Origin of the sequence: Pseudarthrobacter sp. WHRI 8279, from assembly GCF_040224115.2 — a bacterium.
Lineage (GTDB): Bacteria > Actinomycetota > Actinomycetes > Actinomycetales > Micrococcaceae > Arthrobacter.
In genome coordinates this window covers 2,608,343-2,629,218 of sequence record NZ_CP168162.1, presented here as the reverse complement: position 1 = coordinate 2,629,218, position 20,876 = coordinate 2,608,343, and the positions used below count along the sequence as shown (strand labels likewise).

Annotated in this window: 24 protein-coding genes; 10 read left to right on the top strand and 14 right to left on the bottom strand. The window is 66.0% G+C overall.

All coding sequences use genetic code 11. From position 1 onward, the window contains the following. The first annotated feature begins 28 nt into the window (after positions 1 to 28). Positions 29 to 631, top strand: a complete 603-nt coding sequence (locus tag ABRP28_RS12110) for a PadR family transcriptional regulator (protein WP_350005591.1) — start codon at positions 29 to 31, stop codon at positions 629 to 631. 45 nt (positions 632 to 676) lie between these two features. On the opposite strand, the gene ABRP28_RS12105 is transcribed toward ABRP28_RS12110, so the two are convergent. The 3 genes from ABRP28_RS12105 to ABRP28_RS12095 all read right to left on the bottom strand — a co-directional run bounded on the left by ABRP28_RS12105 (position 677) and on the right by ABRP28_RS12095 (position 3,516). Next, positions 677 to 2,017 carry an ammonium transporter gene (locus ABRP28_RS12105; protein WP_350005589.1) on the bottom strand — a complete coding sequence of 447 codons (1,341 nt, stop codon included), beginning with the start codon at positions 2,015 to 2,017 and terminating at the stop codon, positions 677 to 679. Between the two features lie 444 nt (positions 2,018 to 2,461). Further along, the gene (locus ABRP28_RS12100) at positions 2,462 to 3,256 is read right to left on the bottom strand and encodes a carbon-nitrogen hydrolase family protein (RefSeq protein ID WP_350005587.1); all 795 of its coding nucleotides are present in this window, start codon (positions 3,254 to 3,256) and stop codon (positions 2,462 to 2,464) included. Between the two features lie 23 nt (positions 3,257 to 3,279). Further along, complete coding sequence (locus tag ABRP28_RS12095) at positions 3,280 to 3,516, bottom strand: DUF2630 family protein (RefSeq protein WP_350005585.1); 237 nt, start codon at positions 3,514 to 3,516, stop codon at positions 3,280 to 3,282. A 57-nt stretch (positions 3,517 to 3,573) separates the two neighbouring features. Here ABRP28_RS12095 and ABRP28_RS12090 point away from each other — a divergent pair, with 57 nt between their 5' ends. Further along, positions 3,574 to 3,972, top strand: a complete 399-nt coding sequence (locus ABRP28_RS12090; protein ID WP_350005583.1) for a hypothetical protein — start codon at positions 3,574 to 3,576, stop codon at positions 3,970 to 3,972. A gap of 35 nt (positions 3,973 to 4,007) precedes the next feature. On the opposite strand, the gene ABRP28_RS12085 is transcribed toward ABRP28_RS12090, so the two are convergent. The 3 genes from ABRP28_RS12085 to ABRP28_RS12075 form a co-directional block, all read right to left on the bottom strand. Next, entirely contained in the window at positions 4,008 to 4,319 is a 312-nt protein-coding gene (locus ABRP28_RS12085) for a DUF202 domain-containing protein (protein ID WP_350005657.1), read from the bottom strand. Positions 4,320 to 4,349: 30 nt separating this feature from the next. Next, a complete protein-coding gene (locus ABRP28_RS12080) occupies positions 4,350 to 4,754 on the bottom strand; it encodes a DUF202 domain-containing protein (protein WP_350005581.1) in 405 nt (134 codons plus the stop codon). Positions 4,755 to 4,872: 118 nt separating this feature from the next. Further along, complete coding sequence (locus tag ABRP28_RS12075) at positions 4,873 to 5,211, bottom strand: YnfA family protein (RefSeq protein ID WP_350005655.1); 339 nt, start codon at positions 5,209 to 5,211, stop codon at positions 4,873 to 4,875. 90 nt (positions 5,212 to 5,301) lie between these two features. On the opposite strand from ABRP28_RS12075, the gene ABRP28_RS12070 reads away from it, so the two are divergent. From ABRP28_RS12070 to ABRP28_RS12050, 5 genes are all read left to right on the top strand, one after another. Beyond that, a complete protein-coding gene (locus ABRP28_RS12070) occupies positions 5,302 to 6,333 on the top strand; it encodes an LLM class flavin-dependent oxidoreductase (protein WP_350005579.1) in 1,032 nt (343 codons plus the stop codon). Positions 6,334 to 6,555: 222 nt separating this feature from the next. After that, positions 6,556 to 7,653: a ferredoxin reductase gene (locus ABRP28_RS12065; RefSeq protein WP_350005577.1), complete on the top strand. Its 1,098-nt coding sequence runs from the start codon at positions 6,556 to 6,558 to the stop codon at positions 7,651 to 7,653. 13 nt (positions 7,654 to 7,666) lie between these two features. Then, positions 7,667 to 8,851 carry an acyl-CoA desaturase gene (locus ABRP28_RS12060; protein WP_350005575.1) on the top strand — a complete coding sequence of 395 codons (1,185 nt, stop codon included), beginning with the start codon at positions 7,667 to 7,669 and terminating at the stop codon, positions 8,849 to 8,851. Positions 8,852 to 9,069: 218 nt separating this feature from the next. Beyond that, positions 9,070 to 9,267 (top strand): hypothetical protein, encoded by a 198-nt coding sequence (locus ABRP28_RS12055; RefSeq protein ID WP_350005573.1) that lies wholly within the window; start codon positions 9,070 to 9,072, stop codon positions 9,265 to 9,267. A gap of 170 nt (positions 9,268 to 9,437) precedes the next feature. Continuing rightward, positions 9,438 to 10,274 (top strand): alpha/beta hydrolase, encoded by an 837-nt coding sequence (locus ABRP28_RS12050; protein WP_350005571.1) that lies wholly within the window; start codon positions 9,438 to 9,440, stop codon positions 10,272 to 10,274. A gap of 150 nt (positions 10,275 to 10,424) precedes the next feature. Here the strand turns inward: ABRP28_RS12050 and ABRP28_RS12045 are convergent, their stop codons facing one another. The 6 genes from ABRP28_RS12045 to ABRP28_RS12020 form a co-directional block, all read right to left on the bottom strand. Beyond that, positions 10,425 to 12,044 carry a carbohydrate-binding domain-containing protein gene (locus ABRP28_RS12045; RefSeq protein ID WP_350005569.1) on the bottom strand — a complete coding sequence of 540 codons (1,620 nt, stop codon included), beginning with the start codon at positions 12,042 to 12,044 and terminating at the stop codon, positions 10,425 to 10,427. Between the two features lie 56 nt (positions 12,045 to 12,100). Next, on the bottom strand, positions 12,101 to 12,886 hold the full coding sequence (locus tag ABRP28_RS12040) for a polyphosphate polymerase domain-containing protein (RefSeq protein ID WP_350005567.1): 786 nt from the start codon (positions 12,884 to 12,886) through the stop codon (positions 12,101 to 12,103). Beyond that, positions 12,883 to 13,590 (bottom strand): DUF4956 domain-containing protein, encoded by a 708-nt coding sequence (locus ABRP28_RS12035; protein WP_350005565.1) that lies wholly within the window; start codon positions 13,588 to 13,590, stop codon positions 12,883 to 12,885. Before ABRP28_RS12035 ends, ABRP28_RS12040 begins: the two co-directional genes overlap by 4 nt. Positions 13,591 to 13,665: 75 nt before the next feature. Next, positions 13,666 to 14,775, bottom strand: a complete 1,110-nt coding sequence (locus ABRP28_RS12030) for a bifunctional glycosyltransferase family 2/GtrA family protein (protein WP_350005563.1) — start codon at positions 14,773 to 14,775, stop codon at positions 13,666 to 13,668. Positions 14,776 to 14,783: 8 nt separating this feature from the next. Continuing rightward, positions 14,784 to 15,788 carry a phosphodiester glycosidase family protein gene (locus ABRP28_RS12025; protein WP_350005561.1) on the bottom strand — a complete coding sequence of 335 codons (1,005 nt, stop codon included), beginning with the start codon at positions 15,786 to 15,788 and terminating at the stop codon, positions 14,784 to 14,786. Positions 15,789 to 15,852: 64 nt separating this feature from the next. After that, positions 15,853 to 16,596 carry a GAF and ANTAR domain-containing protein gene (locus ABRP28_RS12020; protein ID WP_350005559.1) on the bottom strand — a complete coding sequence of 248 codons (744 nt, stop codon included), beginning with the start codon at positions 16,594 to 16,596 and terminating at the stop codon, positions 15,853 to 15,855. 303 nt (positions 16,597 to 16,899) lie between these two features. On the opposite strand from ABRP28_RS12020, the gene ABRP28_RS12015 reads away from it, so the two are divergent. Both ABRP28_RS12015 and ABRP28_RS12010 read left to right on the top strand, forming a co-directional pair. Next, a complete protein-coding gene (locus tag ABRP28_RS12015; RefSeq protein ID WP_350005557.1) occupies positions 16,900 to 17,493 on the top strand; it encodes an adenylate kinase in 594 nt (197 codons plus the stop codon). A gap of 58 nt (positions 17,494 to 17,551) precedes the next feature. After that, the gene (locus ABRP28_RS12010) at positions 17,552 to 18,424 is read left to right on the top strand and encodes an NAD(P)-dependent oxidoreductase (RefSeq protein ID WP_350005555.1); all 873 of its coding nucleotides are present in this window, start codon (positions 17,552 to 17,554) and stop codon (positions 18,422 to 18,424) included. Positions 18,425 to 18,427: 3 nt separating this feature from the next. Here ABRP28_RS12010 and ABRP28_RS12005 read toward each other — a convergent pair whose 3' ends face one another. Further along, on the bottom strand, positions 18,428 to 19,540 hold the full coding sequence (locus ABRP28_RS12005; protein ID WP_350005553.1) for a DNA alkylation repair protein: 1,113 nt from the start codon (positions 19,538 to 19,540) through the stop codon (positions 18,428 to 18,430). 79 nt (positions 19,541 to 19,619) lie between these two features. Between ABRP28_RS12005 and ABRP28_RS12000 the strand changes: the two genes are divergently transcribed. Then, positions 19,620 to 20,420, top strand: coding sequence for a phosphatase PAP2 family protein (locus ABRP28_RS12000; protein ID WP_350005551.1), 801 nt, complete (start codon positions 19,620 to 19,622; stop codon positions 20,418 to 20,420). A gap of 42 nt (positions 20,421 to 20,462) precedes the next feature. Here ABRP28_RS12000 and ABRP28_RS11995 read toward each other — a convergent pair whose 3' ends face one another. Then, positions 20,463 to 20,783, bottom strand: a complete 321-nt coding sequence (locus ABRP28_RS11995; protein ID WP_350005549.1) for a MerR family transcriptional regulator — start codon at positions 20,781 to 20,783, stop codon at positions 20,463 to 20,465. Positions 20,784 to 20,876 lie beyond the last annotated feature (93 nt).

The window sequence follows — 20,876 nt, the reverse complement described above, 5'->3', positions numbered from 1 at the left end:
CGACACTATATGAAAGGACAATGCCACCATGAACGGCATGCACGAAGAGAAATTTCCCCACACGGAATTCGGACGGGAGCCGTTCGGGCGGGGCAGGGGCCGCAGGGGTCCGCACGGGCACCGCGGTGGAGGCTTCGGGCCTGGCTTCGGACCCGGTTTTGGGTCAGGGTTCGGTCCCGGTTTCGGCCGCGGCCCGCGGCGGGCCAGCCGTGGGGACGTCCGGGCAGCGGTTCTCTCGCTCCTGGCCGAGGCGCCCTCCAACGGTTACGGGCTGATTAAGACGATCGCCGAGAGGACCGAAGGTGCCTGGCGGCCCAGCCCTGGATCCATCTACCCCACGTTGCAGCAGCTCGTTGACGAGGACCTGATCTCGGCACTCAGCGAGGGGCGCGGGACGGAGTTCACCCTCACGGACCGGGGCCGGGCCTATGTGGCCGAGCATGGGGAGGAAATGGAGAACGCCTGGAGTGCTGGGCCGGACAGTTCCGACCGCGAGTTCCACCAGAGCATCGGCAAGCTGATGGGAGCCATCCACCAGTTCCGCAGCGGTGTTACCGAGGAACAGCGCGCCGCCGCCATCGAAAAGATGGATGAGACCCGGCGGGCACTGTACAAGATCCTGGCTGACTGACCCTCCTGTCAGGGCCGGGCCCACCGGCCACAGACCCCGCCCCGTTCAGGCGAAGGAGTCTTCTTTAGTGCGCGTTGCAGTCCTGCTGGGTGCTTCTGCGGCCCCGGCGGCGCTGGCCGCGGGGGAGTGGGAAGCGGAGTGCAGCGGATTGAAGCCTGCCCCGATTTCACCGAAGGCATAGGCGCTCTCAGCGTGTTCAGCCAAATCCACTCCGGCAGTCTCTGCCTCATGGCTGACCCGGAAGCCGATGGTCTTGTTGATGGCGCGGCCAATGACAAAGGTCCCGGCGCCGGAGAGCAGCAGGGTGATCACCACGGCCGCCGTCTGGGCGATCAGCTGCTGCGCACCCCCGCCGTAGAGGAGTCCGCCGCCCTGGCCATCCACGGGAAGGGCGATGAAGCCAAGCGCAAGGGTGCCGATGAGTCCGGCGCCGAGGTGCACGCCCACAACATCGAGTGAGTCGTCCAGGCCGAACCGGTACTTGAGGTCAACGAAGACTGCGCAGGCAGCCCCGGCCACGAAGCCCAGGCCAATAGCGGCAACCGGGCTGATGTTGGCGCAGGACGGGGTGATGGCCACAAGGCCGGCAACTACGCCCGATGCCGCACCGAGCGACGTGGGATGTCCGTGGCGGAGCTTTTCGGTGACCAGCCAGCTGAGCATCGCTGCGGCGGGAGTCACCAGCGTGTTCACCCAGATCAGGCCGGCCTGTTCGGCTGTTGTTGCCGCGCCGCCATTGAAGCCGAACCAGCCAAACCACAGAATGGCGGCACCCAGCATGATGAAGGGGATGTTGTGCGGACGGTGGTTGGGGTCCTTGGCGAAACCGTGGCGCTGGCCCACGATCAGGGCAAGGACCAGGGCAGCCGTCCCGGAGCTGATCTCCACGACTGCGCCGCCGGCAAAATCGATGACCTGGCCGAACACGGCGGTGACTGCTCCGCCGGCGCTCATCAGCCCGCCGCCCCAGATCATGTAGGCGAGGGGGCAGTAAACCACGGTGATCCACAGCGGTACGAACAGCGCCCATGCGCCGAATTTTGCGCGGTCCGCGATGGCTCCGCTGATCAGCGCCACGGTGATGATCGCAAATGTGGCGCTGTAGCCGGCTTTGATCAGGTCGGGGGAGCCCATCAGGTTCTGCAGGCCGAAGTTGGCGAAGGGATTGCCGAAGATGCCCAGCACGCCGTCGCCCGTTGTCATGGAGTAGCCCCACAGGACCCACACCACACCAACAATCCCGGCGGAGATAAAGCTCATCATGATCATGTTGAGCGCGGCCTTGGCGCGGGTCATGCCGCCATAGAAGAGCCCCAGTCCGGGCGTCATCAGCAGTACCATCGCGGCCGAAATCATCAGCCAGACATGTTGGGCAGAAATCTCCACCTGCGGGTCCCTTCGCGTTGCGCCAGCGGGGCGCTATTGCCGGCCCTCGCACTTCCCCCGGCGTCTATGTTTCTCCGCTGGTGTTTCGGGAAAGGCGCGCAAAAGTTGCGGCTGCGTTACACAATCCGCCCTTACGTGAAGTTCGCGCGTCGACCATGTTTCAGGCTTGTTAACGGAGTTCCGCCATCCCACGAAGTGGAGGGACCGGCGGGTTCTCTAGGCCGTAAACGGCGCGGAACGTCCGGGCGGGAAAGGTGAGGACCGCCGTCGAACGCGGAAAGCCGTGCAGGTTTCGAGGCCGTGAACGGAAGCTCACTCCAGGGCCCGCTGAATTTCCGCAGCTTAAAAGGCAAGGCGACGACGGCGCGCGGCAGAAGAATGCCTCGCGCCGTCGTCGCTCGCTGTCAAAGGTGGGAGATGCGGCGAGGGCGGGCGGTGAATGGGTCAGAACTGCCGGGCGTTGGCCAGCACGGGGAGCGTGCTGCGGACCTCGTCAACAAAGGACGGATCGATATCGACGACGGCGAGTTCCGGCTTGCCGCCCAAGGCCACGACGGCCGAACCCAGGGGGGTGATCACTGCGCTGTGCCCGATGCCTGTGGGGGCGCTCCCTGCCGGGCCTGCGCCGGCGGTTTCCGGGTCTCCCTGGCCGCAGGCCACCACGAACGTGGTGCTGTCCAGGGCGCGCGCCCGCACCAGGAGGTCCCACTGCTCAGCCTTGCCCTCGCCGGCTCCCCAGGATGCGCACACGATGTTGACCTGCGCCCCGGCCCGGGCGTTGGCGGTGAACAGCGCCGGGAAGCGGACGTCGTAGCACGTGGCGAGGCCGAAGACTGTGCCGTTGAGCTCAAAGGTCACCGGAGTTTGGCCCGCGTCCACCGTTTTTGACTCCGCGAATCCGAAGGCGTCGAACAGGTGCACTTTGTCGTAGGACGTTTCCACGCCGGGGCCCGTGACAAGCAAGGTATTGCGGACCCGCCCGTCCTTCCCTGGAGTGAACATCCCGGCCACGATCGCAATATCCAGTTCCCGCGCGATGCCCCGGACTTCCCCAGCCCAGGGCCCGTCGAGCGGTTCTGCGATATCGCGGAGGGAATGGCCGAAAGCGCGCATGGCGGCCTCGGGAAACACCACCAGCTCTGCGCCGGCAGCTTTGGCCTGCCCAGCGTAGTCGCGGATCAGCTCCAGGTTCCCGGCGGGATCTGCACTGCTGATGATCTGGGCGACAGCCAGCCGCATGGATGCTCCAATCTGTGTGAAAGCTACTGCTTGTAGCCTTCGACTTCGCTGACGGGCCGGGCTTCGGCGTCGTTGGGGTCCGCACCGGATTCGGACTTTGCCCGGCGCTGCCGCAGCAGGTCCCAGCACTGGTCCAGGCTTTCCTCCACCTGCTTCAGCCGTGCCTTATCAGGCACCTGCCCGTCCTCTGGAGCCTCCCGTAAGGTGTGCTCCTCCTCAACGAGGGCCTGGATGCGGGTCAAAATATCCTGGTCATTCATGGCTTCCCCTTACTTTCCGGAACGGTTCCCCCAGCGTACGCCTGTACCATCTGAATCATGCCCACCGTGCTCGATATGGCAGGTCCGATCCTGGAAATGCTGACCTGGATGTGCCTGCCCGCCGGGCTCGCGCTGCTCTTCTACACAGGCTTCCTCCGCCGCTTCGTTCATCCGTGGGCCGTGGCTGAAGCCGTAGTGTACTCCGACAGCACAGGCGTGGGATTCCGCTGGTTCGACCGCAAATTCCAGGTGCACCACGCGCCCATGTCTCCCCACGACATCAGGGACCTCGCCGTGGGCGACACCCTCCCGGTCTACTACCACCCCAAGCGGCCTACCCAGTGGCAAACTGCTGCCCCGGAAGAGGTGGGCAGGACGGCAGCGCTGCTGGGCCGGTACCTGACAGGCATTGGCGCAGCCGCATTTCTTGCCGGCTTCTTCCTGCCGATGTTCTAATCCGGCGTTCTCACAGGCGGAGCAGTGCGGCGGCACTAGCCAACGAGCACCACGCCAATGCCAAGGGCGCCCAGGACCACCGCGGCAGAAGCCGTCCACAGCACGGCGGTGATATCGGCGTCGTGCTTTTCCTTACGGATGCCGTGCGAGCTGACGCGGTAGCGGCGCCGCTGCGTGAAGTAGATGCCGGCCGCCGTTCCGGCCGACACCGTGAACAGCAGCAGGATAGGCAGGCCATGCTGCGGCAGCCACCGCAGGAAAATCGCGCTGACTGTCACCAGGGCCAGCATGGTCCTGCCCCAGGCGAGCGTGGTCCGTTCGGGTTGAAGGCCGGGATCGCCGTGCATTGGTGTGGGGCCGCGGGATGGTGCCACCGGTCAGCGCCAGAGGATGAAGATCAGTACGACGGCGGCCGCCAGCGCGCCGGCGGCGGCCAGCAGCGGCACAATAAGCGGCAGCGGCAGCGGTGCCTTATTGCGCATGCTGCGTTCCACGCGGAGCCACCGGACAGCTGAGCCGGCGCTCAACAGCATGCCCAGCAGAAGCAGGACCGCCGCAAGGCCCTTGCGGACCGGCTCCAGGAAGAGGTCCGAGGTGAAGGCTTCAATGGCGATTCCGCCGGCCAGCAGGGCCAGGGATGTGCGGATCCAGGCAAGGAACGTGCGCTCGTTGGCCAGGGTGAACCGCGGGTCCGGCTCTTCGCCGCCAGGCAGCAGGCGTTCGGCGATTTTCCCGCGCGACGGCGGGACGGGGGCGCTGGCAGGCTGCTCGCGGTTGGTCACGGTGCCAGTTTAGCTACGCTGCTCCTTGCCGGGTTGTCCTGCGCTGCGCGCTGCGGTGCCTCCCTGTGCTAGCCACCGCTGCGCTTCCCTGGACTAGGCGCCGTTGCGCTTCCTTGGACTAGGCGCCGCTGCGCGGGGCAAACATGATCACGGCCACCCCCAGCAGGCAGATCAGTGAGCCGGCGATGTCCCAGCGGTCCGGCCGGAAACCGTCAAAGACCATTCCCCAGGCAAGCGATCCGGCCACGAACACCCCGCCATATGCCGCCAGGATCCGGCCGAAGTGCGCGTCAGGCTGGAAGGTGGCCACAAACCCGTAGGCCCCCAGGGCGATGACGCCCAAACCCGCCCACCACCAGTCCTTGCCTTCACGCACTGACTGCCACACCAGCCACGCGCCGCCAATTTCCGCCGCTGCGGCCAGGACAAACAGCACCACAGTTTTGGCGATGCTCACAGCTTCATCAGGGATACCCACGCCGCCATCATGCCAGCCGGGGGTTTGAGGGATGGGAATGCTGGACGCCGGGCCGGGGTTGGGCCAGGTATGGAGCGTATTGGATTTCTTTCATTTGGCCACTGGGGCCCCGGTCAGGGCTCCCGCACCAGGACCGCGGGTGATGCCCTCCTCCAGGCCATCGATCTGGCCGTGGCCGCGGAGGAGCTCGGAATGGACGGCGCGTTCTTCCGCGTGCACCACTTCGCCCGGCAGCAGGCCTCGCCGTTCCCGCTTCTGTCCGCCATCGCCGCCCGCACCACCAGGATTGAGATCGGCACGGGCGTCATAGACATGCGTTACGAAAACCCGCTTTATATGGCCGAAGAAGCAGCGGCTGCGGACCTTATCAGTGGGGGACGGCTGCAGCTGGGCATCAGCCGGGGGTCACCCGAGCCGGCCCGCCAAGGCGCGGCGGCGTTCGGTTACGTGCCGGAGCCCGGGGAAACCGACGCCGATATGGCCCGGCGCCACACCGCCCTCTTCCGGAAGGCAATCACCGGTGCGGGAGTAGCGGAAGCAGACCCGCGCTACGCGGGCGGGGCCAGCGGGCTCCTGCCGGTCCAGCCGCAGTCGCCCGGGCTCGCCAAACGCATCTGGTGGGGAGCCGGAACCAGGAAGACCGCGGTATGGGCAGCTGAACTCGGAATGAACCTCATGAGCTCCACCCTGCTGACCGAGGACACCGGCGTGCCCTTCCACGAACTGCAGGCGGAGCAGATCCACCTGTTCAATGACGCCTGGACGGCGGCAGGCCACCAACACGCGCCGCGGGTGTCGGTCAGCCGCAGCGTCCTGCCCATCGTGGATGAAGAAGACAGCCGCTATTTTGCCGGTGCCGCCCTTCGGGACGGCCGCGACCAGGTGGGCATCATCGACGGGCTGACTGCCAGGTTCGGGAAGAGCTACGCGGGTGCCCCGGATGTCCTGGCGGAGCAGCTGGCTGCTGACACCGCCGTCCAGGCGGCAGACACCGTCCTGCTGACCGTCCCCAACCAGTTGGGCGTGGACTTCAATGCGAAACTGCTGGGCAATATCACCCGGCACATCGCGCCGGCGCTGGGATGGAGCCCGGGCCCCTGAACAGGCGCAATACACCTTGGGCGGCAAAAGATCCTCCCCTGCAGGCCCCGTCCGCGATATACTAAGCAGGCTTATTGAACCATCACGGAACTTTCCGCGTTGCCGAACCGTTACTCTTAGAGTGCGGCTTGGGGGCTTAGCGCCATTACTACAGCGTGACTGCGGAACGGTCATATGACGGAGAGAGAGAAATATGGCTCGCGCCGCTCTAGGCTTAATCGCATGATCCGGTTACGTCAGCTGGCCCAGGCGGCCACTGTCCTCACCACGCCCTTGTCGCCGGAGGACATCTTAGCCCTGTTCAATCCCGTCTACTCTGCCCGCCAGCTCCGTGGCGTGGTCACCCGTGTGGTGCAGGAGACGGCACAGTCAGCCACCATTTTTTTCCGGCCCGGCCGCGGCTGGCACTCCCACTTGGCAGGCCAGTGGGCGCGCATCGGCGTCGAGCTGGACGGCGTCCGCCACTGGCGGTCCTATTCCCTCAGCACCCCCGCCGGCAAGGACCCCGCCATCACGGTTACTGATGTCGGGGCTGTGTCCGGCACCCTGGTGCGGACCACCAAGCCGGGCGACGTCCTCTTCCTGGCTCCTCCGCAGGGCGATTTCGTGCTCCCGGAGCACCCCCGCCCCCTGCTGATGGTCACCGCGGGCAGCGGCATCACTCCCGTCATGTCCATGATCCGCACCCTTGTCCCGCGGCGTCCGGATGCCGACGTCGTGCTGGTCCACTCGGCCCGCACCCCTGGCGACAGCCTCTTCCGCGAGGAACTCGCGGAGCTGGCGGACCAGTTCCCGAATTTCCGCCTCGCCCACTGGTTCACCGGCGAGCAGGGCCGCATGGACCTCACCAACACCTCCCAGCTGGACGAAATCTGCCCGGACTGGAAGGAACGCGCCGCCTACGCCTGCGGTCCGGACAGCTTCCTGGACGACGCCGAGGCGCTGTGGAAGCGCGCCGCACTGACGACGGCGGCTCCGGGCTCCGACGTGGCGGTGGCCGGCAGTGCCGGCAACCTCATGATCGAACGCTTCAACACCACCTTCGACGCCGGCGTGGGGCACGACGGCGGGCTGGTCACCTTTGAGGCCTCCGACCGTGAGGTGGAAGCCGACGGCGACACCCCCATCCTGGACGTGGGTGAGGACGCTGGGGTACTGATGCCCAGCGGTTGCCGCATGGGCATCTGCCACAGCTGCCTGACCCCACTCCTGTCCGGCCAGGTCCGCGACCTGCGCACCGGGGAAATCCACGGCGAACCCGGCCAACTGATCCAAACGTGTGTCTCGGCAGCCGCCGGACCCGTCAACCTCGAAATCTGAGGAGCATCACGGTATGACTGTAGTAACACCGAGCAAAACCACACCCGCCGAAGGCAAGCCGACCGGAGGGTCAAGGACGCGCCCCGGAAAGCTCGCCGAGTCCGGCAGCCCCACCGTCCGGCCGCCGGCCGCCGCCCACCTGAGTGATGAGCAGGTGGCGGAACTTGGGCGTGAACTCGACGCTATCCGTGACGAGGTCCTGGCCCAGCGCGGTTCAGCCGACGCCGCCTACATCCGCCGCGTGATCAAGATCCAGCGTGGCCTGGAAATTTCCGGCCGTGCCGCCCTGCTGGTCAGCAAGAACAAGGCGGCCTGGGTCACCGGAACCACGCTGCTGAGCCTGGCCAAGATCCTGGAAAACATGGAAATCGGGCACAACGTCCTGCATGGCCAGTGGGACTGGATGCGGGACCCGGACATCCACTCCACCACCTGGGAGTGGGACTTCGTCACGCCGTCGCGCTCGTGGCAGCACACCCACAACGACCTTCACCACCGCTGGACCAACGTGGTGGGCAAGGACAACGACGTCGGATACAACCTCCTGCGGATGGACGAACAGCAGCCGTGGAAGCCGATGAACCTCGGCAACCCGCTGTACAACGCCATCCTGGCACCCCTTTTCGAGTGGGGCATCGCCATCTACGACCTCGAACTGACGGAGTTCAAGGAAGGCAAGAAGTCCAAGGAAGCCCTGCTCAAGGACCTCAAGGCCCTGGGCAAGAAGGTGGTTACGCAGTTCACCAAGGACTACGCCGCAACCCCTGCCGTCGCCATGCTGACCGGTTCCGGAAAGCAGGCCCTCTACGGAACCCTGACCGCCAACGCCGTGCGCAACGTCTGGGCCCACGCGGTGATCTTCTGCGGCCACTTCCCCGAAGGCACGGACACCTTCACGGAGGAAATGGCGGAAGGCGAAACCCGCGGCGACTGGTACATCCGCCAGATGATCGGCTCTGCGAACATCTCCGGGTCCAAGTTCATGCACATCATGACCGGCAACCTCTCGCACCAGATCGAGCACCACCTCTTCCCGGACCTGCCCTCCAACCGGTACGCCGAGGTGGCACCCAAGGTCCGTGAAATCTGTGAGCGCTACGGTTTGAAGTACACCACCGGTCCGCTGCTGAAGCAGGTCGGATCCACCTGGGGCAAGATCTTCAAGCTGGCACTGCCCGGCAAGACGGCCAAGGCCTGACCCCAGCACCGCCGGTCCAAAGCACCAAAAGCACCTCCGGTTCCGGGACCATCCCGGGACCGGAGGTGCTTTTGTCCCCACGGACGCTCTCGCATTTGGTGCGTGCTTCCGGCTAACGCTCTCGCATTTGATGCGTGCTTTCGGCGAACGCTCTCGCACTCCCCGGGGCGGCGCGCATAATTGATCCCACAGCCGCCGCGGCGCCCAATGGAGGAATCATGCGGATTCTCGGAGCACTCATCGTTATCTGGCTCATTATCGGCGGCGTGGCCGCCTGGCAGCGGGGCTATTTCGGCGCCGCACCCGGCAACTGCGCGGAGGCCGGGACCATTGCCGTCACCATCGCCGCGGGGCCCTTGAACTACATGGGAGCGAATCCCAGGATTTCCTGCGAACTTCCGCAACCCTCCCAGTAGCCTGACCGGCCTGTAGGGAAACCCACGCGGCTGAAGGGAAACCCGTCTGTAGGGAAGGCACACGCGGGAAGGGCTGGACTGGACGGGGGACCGCCCTAGAGTAGGTACTGCGCGGCCGCGGCACCTTCTGCGGCCGCACCGATCCCACAGTCTCGAAAGGACCCGCCGCGATGGCCTTCATCACCGTTGGAACCGAAAACAGCACTGATATCGAGCTCTACTACGAAGACCACGGCTCCGGCCAGCCCGTCGTCCTGATTCACGGCTACCCCCTGGACGGGTCCTCCTGGGAAAAGCAGACCGTTGCGCTCCTTGACGCGGGCTACCGTGTCATCACCTACGACCGCCGCGGCTTCGGGAGATCAAGCAAGACCACCGAAGGCTACGACTACGACACCTTCGCTGCCGATCTCAACACAGTCCTGACAACCCTGGACCTGAACGACGTTGTACTGGTGGGCTTTTCCATGGGCACCGGCGAGGTGGGCCGCTACCTGGGCACCTACGGCTCAGCCCGGGTGGCGCGGGCAGCCTTCCTCGGCTCCCTCGAACCATTCCTGCTCAAGACCGATGACAACCCGGACGGCATCCCGCAGGAGGTCTTCGACGGGCTGAAGGAGGCCGTCACCGCGGACCGCTATGCCTTCTTCACTGAGTTCTTCAAGAACTTCTACAACTCGGACACGTTCCTGGGCACACCCCGCCTCAGCCAGGAGGCCGTGAACGCCAGCTGGAACCTCGCCGCCGGTGCGGGCGCCACAGCATCCGTTGCAGCGCAGCCCACGTGGCTCACGGACTTCCGGGACGACATCCCCAAGATCGACGTCCCGGCGCTCATCCTCCACGGGACCGCGGACAACATCCTGCCCATCGACTCCACCGGCAGGCTGTTCGCCAAGGCATTGCCCAGCGCCGAATATGTGGAAATCGAAGGCGCCCCGCACGGCCTGCTGTGGACGCACGCAGCCGAAGTAAACGAAGCGCTCCTGCGCTTCCTCGCCAAGTAGCAGCTGCCCGTACAGTACGTCCGCGCACACGGAAACGTCCGGCGGTGGCATGACTGCCACCGCCGGACGTGAGCGAGCGTTGGGGGAAATGCTGCGTTAAGTGATGGAGCGTCAGGGGAAATGCCGCGCTAAATGATAGAGCGTTGGGGCCTACCGGCGGGGGCCGCCGCCTCCGCCGGGGCCCTGCGCTGCCGTGTATTCGCCGGCGGTGGCCGTACCCTGTTCCGTGGCACCGTCGAGCGACCCTTCACCGACGCCCGCGCTGACCGTTGCCGTCCCGCCGGTGTAGACGGTGTATTCCTCGCCATCGCTGATGCCCGCGGAGGAGAACACGAGTGACGCCATGGCCTTGGTGGTGACGAAGGCAGCCACCACGTTGCCGGAGGAGTCGGCAATCTGGACTACCGTACCGGCGGGAACCGAGGACCCCAGGGTCACCTGCACTCCGGACTGCGTGGAGGAGGCACCCGGTGTGACCACCATGCCGGCACTGCCCGCAGCGGCAACGGTTCCGCCCGTGACGGCCAACTCACCGTTGACGTCCAGCGCCCCGTTGCCGTTGTTGGTGGGGCCATTGACGACGACGGTGCCGCCGGAGATGCTGGCGTTGCCGTTGGAGTCCAGGCCGTCGCCTTCGGAGTTGATGGTGAGCAGGCCACCGCTGATGTCCACGGTGTAGTCGCCCACGGCCATCTCTCCGCCGCCCATGCCCCCGCCCATTCCGCCTTCGGCGGTGGTGGCGGAACTGGTGCTGCCGCCTGAGGCGTTCACGCCGTCGTCGTTTGCGGTCACCGTGGCCGTGCCCCCGGACATGATGATGTGCTGGGCTTCGAGGCCTTCCTCCGATTCCTCAACCGTGGCGGTGCCGGCAGCGATGGTGAGCGTGTTGAAGGCCTTGATCCCATCGTCGCCGGCGTTGACGTTGAGGGTGCCGCCGTTGATCAGCACCCAGCCGCGGCCCTCGTCCTCCCCGTTATCCGACTTGAAGCCGTCGTCGCCCGCCGTCACCTGGTACGCGCCGTCCAGGAGAACCGCGTAGTCCTTGCCCACGATGCCGTCGTCCACAGCGTCCACGGTCACGGCACCGGCGGCCAGGACCAGGCCGTCCCTCGAGGAGATGCCGTCGTTGAAGTTGCCGTTCACTGTGAGGGACCCGGTGCCGGCGACGGTGAGGTCGGCCATGGAGTACAAGGCCGCGTTGGGGGCGTCCGTGCCCTGGTCGGCATAGGTTGAGGCGTCGCCCAGGGAGTTCGAGGATCCGTCCTCAAGGTAGACGATGGCTTCGTTCGCGCTTTGCACCACGAACGGGGAGCCCGTGGAGCTGGTGACGGCTGCTCCGTCGAGGATGATGCGGACCACGTCCTCCTCACCGGCAGCCACCACCACCTGCCCGTCGGACAGCGAGCCGCTGAGGCGGTAGGTGCCTGCCGCCGTGATGGTGGCGGTGCCGCCGCTGACCATTACAGCGTCCGACGACGTCCCGCCGGCGGCAGCGCTGGCACCGTCCGCCAGCGTCACGGCTACCTCGGCGGCCGCATCCCAGATCAGGTCGTCGGCGTCATAGTGGGTGTCTTCTGCGAGGGCGTCCAACGAGACTGCCTGGGCAGTGCCGGTGGCGGCAGCGGAGCTGGCGGTTCCGGCGCTGGCGGTGGATCCCGATGCGGTGACCGCCGAGACCCCGGTGGGAGTTGAGCCGGCAACGGAGCAGCTGGCCAGGCCGAGGGCGAGGGCCAGCGCGGTGACGGACAGGTGTGTGCGGAAGCGTTTCACGGTGTGTGTTCCTTTTGGTGAAGTTGGTGAAGTTGGTGAAGTTGGGGGAGGCAGGGTCAGGCTGCGGGTCGGAGGGCGAGGCTGCGGCGCAGCGTCCGGTTCCAGCGGTTTGCGGGCAGGTCCGGGCACAGGGCGGCCATGCCGGTGGCGAATTTTGAGATCCGGGACGGCCGGACGCCGTGGGCCCAAAGGTGCCGGTCCAGTGGCCCGGCCGTGGAGCCCGACTTGGTTTCCAGGATCAACGCATCATCGAGCACCCAAGGAGCCTGGCCGGGAAGCTGCCAGGTCACGTCCGTGTCGGTGGTGGCGCGGCTCCCGGACCCCGGCAGGTAGAGGGTGGTCCGGTGGTAGCGGGTTTCCAGGACCGGTTCCAGGCGACCTGCGGGCACCGAGCCCACCGCGGCAGAGAGTGTTTCGCGGACGTACTCCAGGCCTTCGGCAGTGAGCCGGGCCCGGTCCTCGGGAAGGTACGGGATGCGCTCCTTGACCGTGGCCTCCCGGGCGCCTTCAGTCTTCACTTCCAGGAAGCTCACCGCGCTGTCCACGTAGGTCCGGGTGCGGATCTTGTACCGGCGCCGGCGGCCGTGGGCGGCCAGCAGGTAGCTGTCCAGGCCGGCGGTGTCGAAGTACACGGAGTCGTAGGCGAAGCTGCGGGTGCCGTCCATCTCCAGGACGCGGACGTCGGCGCGGAAGGTGGTGAGGAGCTGGGCTGCCAGCCGGGCCGGGACCACGTACTTGCGGTCAACGCGGGTCTGGAGCGCGGCTTCGGAGTTGAGCTCCGCCAGCCCTACAGGCCGGAGGGAACCGAGGTTTCCGACGACGGCTGTTGCGGGAGCGTTCATGCGGCACCTGCCGGGGCTGACAGGCGGGCAGGGGCTGCTTCGCCGGGAACAGGCCCAACGCGGGCAGGTTCCGTGAGTGCAGGTTCAACGGGTGCCGGTTCGGCGTGGCGGGGCGCCGCTGCCGTCACGTCCGAAAGGTACGCCGGTGCAGGGAAGGCTGCGGGGGAGTAGGCGTAGCGGACATCGACGATGGTTTTGTCGTTCACCAGGTCCAGTTCCTGGATGGTGGCGGAATGGACCTTGCCGTGGAGGACCTCCTCAAGCCGGGCATGGAGCTCGCCGTCCTCGGCAATGGCGCGGTCCAAAATGACGGTCTGGTGGCGGTGGGCCGGTAGGACCCGCGGGTGGTCTCCTACGAACATCACCAGCAGGATCAGGGCCATCAGGGAACCGGTCAGCCAGAGTGGTTCAATGCCCAGGCCGGCGATCAGGCCAAGCGCCAGGGCTGAGAAGTAGTAGGCAACCTCGTGCTGGGCCAGCTCGGTGGAGCGGAGCCGGATGATGGACAGGACCCCGAACAGGCCCAGGCCCAGGCCGAGCCCGGCGGCGGAACCCGAGAGGGCCGTGGCCACGGCCAGGACGCCGACGTTCATGCCCAGGTAGGACACCACCAGGTCGCGGCGGCGGTGGCGGCGAAGGTAGAGGGCGAAAGTGAGGATGCTGATGGCTGCCAGGTCGGCGAGGATGAAAATAAGGGGGTTCATGGGATTCTCCGGGATGTTTTCGGTGGGCTGGTATTCACGATGCCCGGGCAAACTGTGCGGGTGCTGTGACGGAACCTAGCCGGGTATATGAGTGCTGGCTGACGGTTCCCTGGGCCCGTTGCGGGCGCTTTTGCCGGCTGCTGTTCCGCTTGCTTGCGCGGTGAACAGCAAGCGCTGCTGCACCACGAAACTGATGGCCAGCAGGATGGCTTCGGCCAGGATCTTGGCGGGAAGCGCCAGCAGCCCGGCGCCCTCCAGGGCCCAGATGAGGCCGAAGTTGGCGGCGAGCAGCAGGGCTGCAAGGCTGAAGTATCGGACTCCGGCGGCACCGGGCGGCCTGTCCCTGCCGTGTTCAAAGACGATGCGCCGGTTCACTATGAAGTTCATGGCGGAACTCACAGCCCGGGCGCCCAGCACAGCCAGGAGCAGGGAATCGACGAGCACCGTAAGCAGCACAAAAAAGGCGGTGTCCACCAGGAACGCCGCGAAGGATGAGGCCAGGAACTTCAGCAGGGGCGCGTAGATCCGCACCGAGTCCGCTACAGGCCGGAAGTGGGACCCGGAATTGTGGTTGAGGTAGACCGTGGCGATCTCCACCGAATGGATGGCGTAGCCGGCGTTCCGGGCTTCAAGCAACAGGTTCAGCTCGTACTCGTATCGGTCACCGTGAACGGACCGGAGCCAGGGGATCATGGCGGCGGGGTACCCTCGGAGGCCGGTCTGGGTATCGGGGATGCGCTCGCCGGTGGCCAGGGTGAAGAGCATCTTGGTTGCGGTGTTGCCGAACCGGCTGCGCGCCGGAACACCGCCGGTGAACTTCCGGCTGCCCAGCACCATCGTGGACCAGCCCTGTGCAGACTGGTTTTCCTGCAGGGTTCCGGCTACCCGAAGGATGTCCGCGGTCCGGTGCTGGCCGTCGCTGTCGGCACAGACCACATCGTGGCCGGGCAGGTTGTCCGCGATAAAGCCCAGGCCGGACTTGAGCGCGAAGCCCTTTCCCCGGTTCCGCCCGTAACTGACGACGTGGCAGCCAAGGGCCCGGACGGCGTCGAACACTTCCTCAAACTCCGGCCCGCTGCCGTCATCCACCACCACGATGGGAAGCCACGGCTCTGCCTGGCGGATGGACCGGATCAGGGCAGGCAAGTGCTGGTCCGGCTCGTAGGCCGGGATCAGGATGACCATGGCCGGCCCTACTGCCCGATGTAGAGGATGTCGGAGGTGCCGCGTTCCTTGTTTTCACCCAGCGGGTTGTTCACCAGTCCGCCGTTGAAGTACATGGTGGAGGAGCCGCCGCCGTCGATGTTGTAAGCGGTGGTGGCGCCGAGGCCCTGCATGATTTCCGCGAGTCCGGTCATGGTGACGCCGGCGCTGTAGCCGGGGCTGCGGCCGTCCACCACTACGAACACCAGGTGGTTTTGGTCGATAATGCCCACTGCGGTGCGGGGCTGTTCGCCCTGGATGGAGTGGTTGCCGAAGTTTGTGTCCACCTCCACGTCCTCGATGCCTTCGGCGATTTCGCCGTTGTCCAGCAGGGACGGGCCGAAAGAAAGGGTGTTCCAGACGCCCTCGGATACAAGTTGCTCCGCGGTGGTGGTGGTTTCGTCGTAGACCTTGACGGTGCCGTCACGGTAGAACGCCAGGCCCTGACGCGCGCCCTCGTCGCGGAACACCACGCCGTTGCGGATGACGATGCCCGTGTCGCGGAAGCCGTAGTAGTCACCGTTGATGGCGAAGATTGCGTTGTTGGCCTCAGCAATGGCGGACGTGGTTTCGGTGATGTTCTCGCCGAAGCTGTCGTTGGCGAAAGCGGACTGGAGGGTGGTGGCGTCTTCGAGGACGACGTCGGCAACGTAGTAGGTGACGGTATTGTCGCCGCTGCCGGTGGCTACCGCGGAGACATTGATGGTGGAAGAGCCGGAGACATAGGAGGTGTCCGTGGCGACGGCGGTGCCGCCCGGATCGCTGGTGCCGCCCGCCGTCGTGCCGGTGGCGGTGCCCGCCGAGGCTCCGGTGGAGGTACCCGCCTGGCTGGCTTCGTAGGCTGAGACGTCGGCGATCTCGACGTGCTGGACCACGAACCGGTCCAGCGCCCAGGCCGTGGCACCCCCGGCGGAAAGGGTGAGGGCCACGGCGCTGGCGATGACGGCCCGCCGGGCGCGGCCGGGTTTACGTTGTTTGGTCTGTTGCGGAGTCATGCCTCATTTGTAGGGAGGCAAGCTTGCAGGGGGATATGCCCGATATATGAGGGGCCTGTGAAAACTACCCGTCGTAGTGCGTCCGCGCCGGGCCTTGGCCCAGCGAATTCACCACGGCGGCGGCAACGTCATGCAGCTTGGAGTTGCGGGTGCTGGACGCCGTTTTCAGGATGTCGAAGGCGTCCTGCTGGCTGCAGCGGTTCTGCGCCATGATGATGCCCACAGCCATATCGATGACCGTGCGGGACTCCAGCGTGGCCCGGAGGTTCGCGGCAGTTTCGCTGTAGTGGGCAAAGCGCACGGCCAGCCGCAGGGCCAGGGAGGTCTGGCCCACAAAGTCCTCGGCGAATTCAAGGATCCGCGGTTCGAAACGGTTCGGCCGGCGGGAGTACAGCAGCAGGGCAGCTTTTGTCCCGCCCTCCACCTGGAAGGGCAGTGCGAGGACGGAGCGGATGCCCTGGGCAAGCACGGCCGAGGAGTATTCAGGCCAGCGGCCGTCGTGGCGGGCGTCGGGGACGTGGACGCTCTCAAGGGCGGCGGAGGCTGTCAGGCTGGGCGTCTCGCTGAATTCGTACTCGAGGTGCGCGATGGCTTTGGCATCCGGGCTGCTGCTCGCCACCGTTGCGGCCTTGCGCTGCCGCAGGAGGGTGATGGCGCACATGATTTCATCGCCGGGCTCGGAAAGGTTGCGTGCGGACACCTGTGCCAGTTCATTGAGGAAGTCCTCAACGTCAGAGCTGTTGAGGACCAGTTCATGAAGGTGCTCGGTAATGGATGTATCAGTTTTTGCTGTTGACTCGCTGGCCACGGTTCTTTGGTGCCATTCGCTCAGGACAACCCGGCGGCTTCCGGCGTTCCCCGGCGGTGCGGGCAGGCTGTGAAGGTCGCTGGATCGAGGAACTTTCCAACGGCCTGCTGCTAAACCGATATCCAGAAGTATATACATTCTCCGGCGGGGGACATGGTCACTTTGGCGCACGCGGGGACGGGCTCCCTGGCGCCGGCAGGGGAGTTACCGGCAGAATGAGGCAGGCGCCGATGCTCCCGGCTGCAGACCCCCGGGAAACCGGCGGCAGGAAGGCCCCGCAGGGGGTAGGAAGAGGGACAGGACATGACCAGGCTGCTCATCATTGGTCCGCCGGGCTCCGGCAAGGGAACTCAGGCAGAGCACCTGGCCCGGCACTTCGGCGTCCCCACCGTCTCCACTGGAGAGATCTTCCGGACCAACGTCAACCAGGAAACGGAGCTGGGAAACCAGGCTGCGGGCTATCTCGACGGCGGCGATTTTGTCCCGGACCACCTCACCAACGCCATGGTCAAGGACCGCCTGCTGGACAGCGACCTCCAGGAAGGCTTCCTGCTGGACGGCTATCCGCGGACAGCCCCGCAAGTCACGGAACTGGACAACATGCTTGTGTCCCGGGGGCTTGCGCTGGATGCGGTCATTGAACTCACTGCCCCCGACGCCGTCCTGGAGGGCCGGATGCTGCGGCGGGCCGCGGAGCAGGGGCGCACGGACGACACGGTGGACGTGTTCCGGCGCCGCCTGGATCTCTACCACCGCGAGACGCATGAAGTAGTCTCGGTCTACGCCGGCCGTGGAATGCTCGTCTCCGTGGACGGCAGCGGGGATCCCGGCGACATCACCGAACTGGCGATCGCCGCCGTCGAAAAGTTCCTGGCGTCCCCGCGCCCCGGCGCCTGAACGGGCGCACGCCAGCACTGAAGAACCGGCGCAAGCCACCACAGCAAAGGAAAACCTGATGAGAATTGCGGTCACCGGCGGAAGCGGAAAACTTGGGCGGCACGTGGTCCGCAGGCTGGTGGAGGACGGCCACCAGGTTCTCAACCTGGACCGTGCGGGCACCCGCAGTCCCGGCCTGGTTGTGGTGGATCTGCGCAACTACGGCCAGGTCCTGGACGTGCTGCTGGGGCTGGACGACAGGCACGAGGGTTTCGACGCCGTGGTGCACCTCGGTGCCATTCCTGCCCCGGGCATCATTCCCGATGCCGCCACCTTCGAGAACAACATGCTGTCCACCTACAACGTGTTCCAGGCGGCCCGCCGCGCGGGCATCAAGAAGGTGGTGTACGCCTCCAGCGAGACAGTGCTGGGACTGCCGTTCGACGTCGATCCGCCCTACATCCCCGTGGACGAGGAGTACCCGGCGCGGCCGGAAAGCACGTACTCGCTGGTGAAGCACCTGGAAGAGCAGATGGCCGTGGAACTGACGCGATGGGACCCGGAACTGAGCATCGTGGGGCTGCGGTTTTCCAACGTCATGGACGTGGAGGACTACGAAAAGTTCCCTTCCTTCGACTCCGACGCGACCCTCCGGAAATGGAACCTTTGGGGCTATATTGACGGCCGGGACGGCGCCCAGGCGGTGGCCCGCGCCCTCGAGAACGGTGCGCCGGGATTCGAGGCGTTCATCATTGCCAACGCGGATACCGTCATGAGCCGGTCAAGTGCCGGCCTGGCCGCGGAAGTGTTCCCCGGCGTCAAGGTGGTAAAGGAACTTGGCGAACACGAAACCATGCTGTCCATCGACAAGGCGCGCCGGCTGCTGGGCTTTGAGCCTGAGCACACCTGGCGGGACCACTGGCAGGACCCTGCGGGCAGCTCGCCGAGCTAGCCGCTAGGGGCCTTGCAACAGGAACTCGGCGCGCCCGTGGACCGCCCCGTTGATTTGCAGCTCCAGGGCGTGGAGGCCGGGGTGGTGCACCCTGGTGGTCATTTGCCGAAAGGCATGGCTTTTGGACAGGCTCCTGCTCTCGCCGGGGGCAAGGGTGAGGGTTGACACCTTGAACACCTTGGCGGACTGGCTGCCGTTGGCCTTGCGGTAGTGGACGAGATAGTCCACGGCCAGGCGCACATCCTGCGTGCCGGTATTGGCGATCTCGAAGGAGAACGTCAGTTCGCCGGGCAAAATGACCACATTCCGGTCGAGGCGGGGCCCGGCCACGTCTACCTGCGCCGGCGTAAAGCCCAGAAGTGCCAGGGCTTCCGGGTGCCCCTTCTTCACCAGGGTGCGGAGGCCGTGCCGGACCACCCAGCCGGTGTTGCCGTCAGGGGCGGACAGCCACTGCGCTGCCGTAGCCAGCACGGCGCCGGGGGAGTGCCGGGCAAGGTCGTTGAGGTGGTTGGCCACGGAGCGGCGAACGTACTCCGAGGGGTCCCGGTACAGTGCGTTCAGGACGGGAAGGGTGGCCTCGGGCCGCTCCACGAGGCCGGGCACACGCACTGCCCACGGCAGGTAGGGGCGGGTGCCCTCGCTCGCGAGGCGACGCACATGCTCATCCGGGTGGGACGTCCACTCCAAGGCGGCCACCAGTGCCCGGTCCAGGTCATGGCGCAGCAGGCGGCGGACCGCAAACTCGCTGGTCAGCCTGGGCGTCAGTTCCGCCAGCAGCGCCAGCGCGTCGTCAAAGTCCGCTGCTCCTCCGGACTCGACGGCGAGCGCAGCGGCAGCCTCCGAAACCGGCCAGAGGATCCAGCCCGTGAACTCCGGAAACCGCAGCGCGGCACGGAAGCAGCCCGCCGCCGTCGGATATCCCGCCCCGGGAACGCTCCGGATGTCCTCCTGCAGCGCCTCGGCCACAAGATCAGTCCTGGCGCGCAGGTTAAGGTCCCCCAGCAGGGAGGCGGCGGCGGCTGTCCTGGCCCACCCCACGCCGGGAGCAGCCTCTGTGAGGATGGCTGCGGCGGAATGAACCGCAGCAGCGTCTATCAGTTCATTCATGGCACCCATGGAGACAGGCTAGCGCCAGTGCGGAACGCGATACTCTTCCCGTAGGAAAAATCTCAACGGCGCAGGGACGGGCATCACAGTGGGACATCAGGATTCAGCAGGTTCCGGAACCACCAGCAAGAGCCAGGGCAGGTGGCGGGCCTTCCATGACAAGTTCGTGGTTGAGGAGCGCTACATGGACCCCGCCGACCGGCGCGGGCTGTACTGGGCGGCTATCATCCTGGTGGTAGCGGGGGTTGCGCTGTTCATTGCCACGCTGGTCAGTGTGCTGCAGGCCGATGGCCTGTCCGCCGCGGATGTCCCGGTGCGCGATTGGCTCCTGGGGACAAGGTCCGACGCCGGTACAGCCTTCATGATTTTCCTCGCCGTGGTCTTCGGTCCGGTCGCCCTGCCCATCATCGTCCTGGTGGTCATCCTGTGGTGGGGCTTCGCCGCGAAGCATGCCTGGCGGCCCATCCTGCTGGCGTCGGCGATGGTTACGGGGGTCATCATTTCCCAGATCATCCTGCGGATTGTCCAGCGCTCGCGTCCGCCCGTGGAGCAGATGCTCTTCGGGATCGACCACACGTTTTCGTTCCCGTCGGGGCATGTCCTGGGTGCCTGTGACTTCCTCCTGGTTGGCGCCTTCCTGGTGTTCTCCCGGCACAGCAACACCAAGGCGGCCGTTCTTGGTTTCGTGGGAGCGGGGATAGGCATCGTGCTTGCCGCCCTCAGCAGGTTGTACCTGGGTTACCACTGGCTCAGCGACGCCCTCGCATCGTTGTCCCTCTCCCTGGTCATCCTGGGCGGGGTTATCGCACTGGACACATGGCGCACAGCCCGTGTGCCCGGGGAACGCATCACCGGTGAACTGTCCAAGGCGGACTCGCCCCGGGACTGACCCTGCCCCGGGACTGACCCTGCCCCGGGACCGGCGCAACCTTCAGGCTGGCGGCCGGGACCTGGCCTTTTTTAGGGCGCGGTGCAGTTTGTTGTTGGCCGCCTCAAGTTCCAGCACCTTGGCCACGCCGGCGAGGTTGAGGCCCTGTTCCAGGAGTTCGCCGATCCGCAGCAGGACAGCGATGTCGTCATCACTGTACTGGCGGGTGCCCCCGGATGTCCGCGATGGCGTCAGCAGGCCCTTCGTCTCATAGAGCCGGATGTTCTGCTGCCCTGTTCCGGCCAGTTCCGCGGCCACGGAGATGGCGTACAGCGCGCGGCTGCTGCTGGGTCCGGAACTCCGGCCTGCGTCCTGGTTTGCCATCAGTTCTCCAAAATCCGTCCGGGGCCTTGCCTCAGTTTCCCACGGGTGCTATAAAAAATCTATATCCATCACCATAGATTAAGCGGTGGATAT

What these genes read in the sequence shown, in the direction of transcription:
- ABRP28_RS12110 (WP_350005591.1), top strand. Translation starts at nt 29, where the DNA reads ATGAACGGCATGCACGAAGAGAAATTTCCCCACACGGAATTCGGACGG.
- ABRP28_RS12100 (WP_350005587.1), bottom strand. Translation starts at nt 3,256, where the DNA reads ATGCGGCTGGCTGTCGCCCAGATCATCAGCAGTGCAGATCCCGCCGGG.
- ABRP28_RS12095 (WP_350005585.1), bottom strand. Translation starts at nt 3,516, where the DNA reads ATGAATGACCAGGATATTTTGACCCGCATCCAGGCCCTCGTTGAGGAG.
- ABRP28_RS12090 (WP_350005583.1), top strand. Translation starts at nt 3,574, where the DNA reads ATGCCCACCGTGCTCGATATGGCAGGTCCGATCCTGGAAATGCTGACC.
- ABRP28_RS12085 (WP_350005657.1), bottom strand. Translation starts at nt 4,319, where the DNA reads ATGCACGGCGATCCCGGCCTTCAACCCGAACGGACCACGCTCGCCTGG.
- ABRP28_RS12070 (WP_350005579.1), top strand. Translation starts at nt 5,302, where the DNA reads ATGGAGCGTATTGGATTTCTTTCATTTGGCCACTGGGGCCCCGGTCAG.
- ABRP28_RS12065 (WP_350005577.1), top strand. Translation starts at nt 6,556, where the DNA reads ATGATCCGGTTACGTCAGCTGGCCCAGGCGGCCACTGTCCTCACCACG.
- ABRP28_RS12060 (WP_350005575.1), top strand. Translation starts at nt 7,667, where the DNA reads ATGACTGTAGTAACACCGAGCAAAACCACACCCGCCGAAGGCAAGCCG.
- ABRP28_RS12055 (WP_350005573.1), top strand. Translation starts at nt 9,070, where the DNA reads ATGCGGATTCTCGGAGCACTCATCGTTATCTGGCTCATTATCGGCGGC.
- ABRP28_RS12050 (WP_350005571.1), top strand. Translation starts at nt 9,438, where the DNA reads ATGGCCTTCATCACCGTTGGAACCGAAAACAGCACTGATATCGAGCTC.
- ABRP28_RS12040 (WP_350005567.1), bottom strand. Translation starts at nt 12,886, where the DNA reads ATGAACGCTCCCGCAACAGCCGTCGTCGGAAACCTCGGTTCCCTCCGG.
- ABRP28_RS12035 (WP_350005565.1), bottom strand. Translation starts at nt 13,590, where the DNA reads ATGAACCCCCTTATTTTCATCCTCGCCGACCTGGCAGCCATCAGCATC.
- ABRP28_RS12030 (WP_350005563.1), bottom strand. Translation starts at nt 14,775, where the DNA reads ATGGTCATCCTGATCCCGGCCTACGAGCCGGACCAGCACTTGCCTGCC.
- ABRP28_RS12025 (WP_350005561.1), bottom strand. Translation starts at nt 15,788, where the DNA reads ATGACTCCGCAACAGACCAAACAACGTAAACCCGGCCGCGCCCGGCGG.
- ABRP28_RS12015 (WP_350005557.1), top strand. Translation starts at nt 16,900, where the DNA reads ATGACCAGGCTGCTCATCATTGGTCCGCCGGGCTCCGGCAAGGGAACT.
- ABRP28_RS12010 (WP_350005555.1), top strand. Translation starts at nt 17,552, where the DNA reads ATGAGAATTGCGGTCACCGGCGGAAGCGGAAAACTTGGGCGGCACGTG.
- ABRP28_RS12005 (WP_350005553.1), bottom strand. Translation starts at nt 19,540, where the DNA reads ATGGGTGCCATGAATGAACTGATAGACGCTGCTGCGGTTCATTCCGCC.
- ABRP28_RS11995 (WP_350005549.1), bottom strand. Translation starts at nt 20,783, where the DNA reads ATGGCAAACCAGGACGCAGGCCGGAGTTCCGGACCCAGCAGCAGCCGC.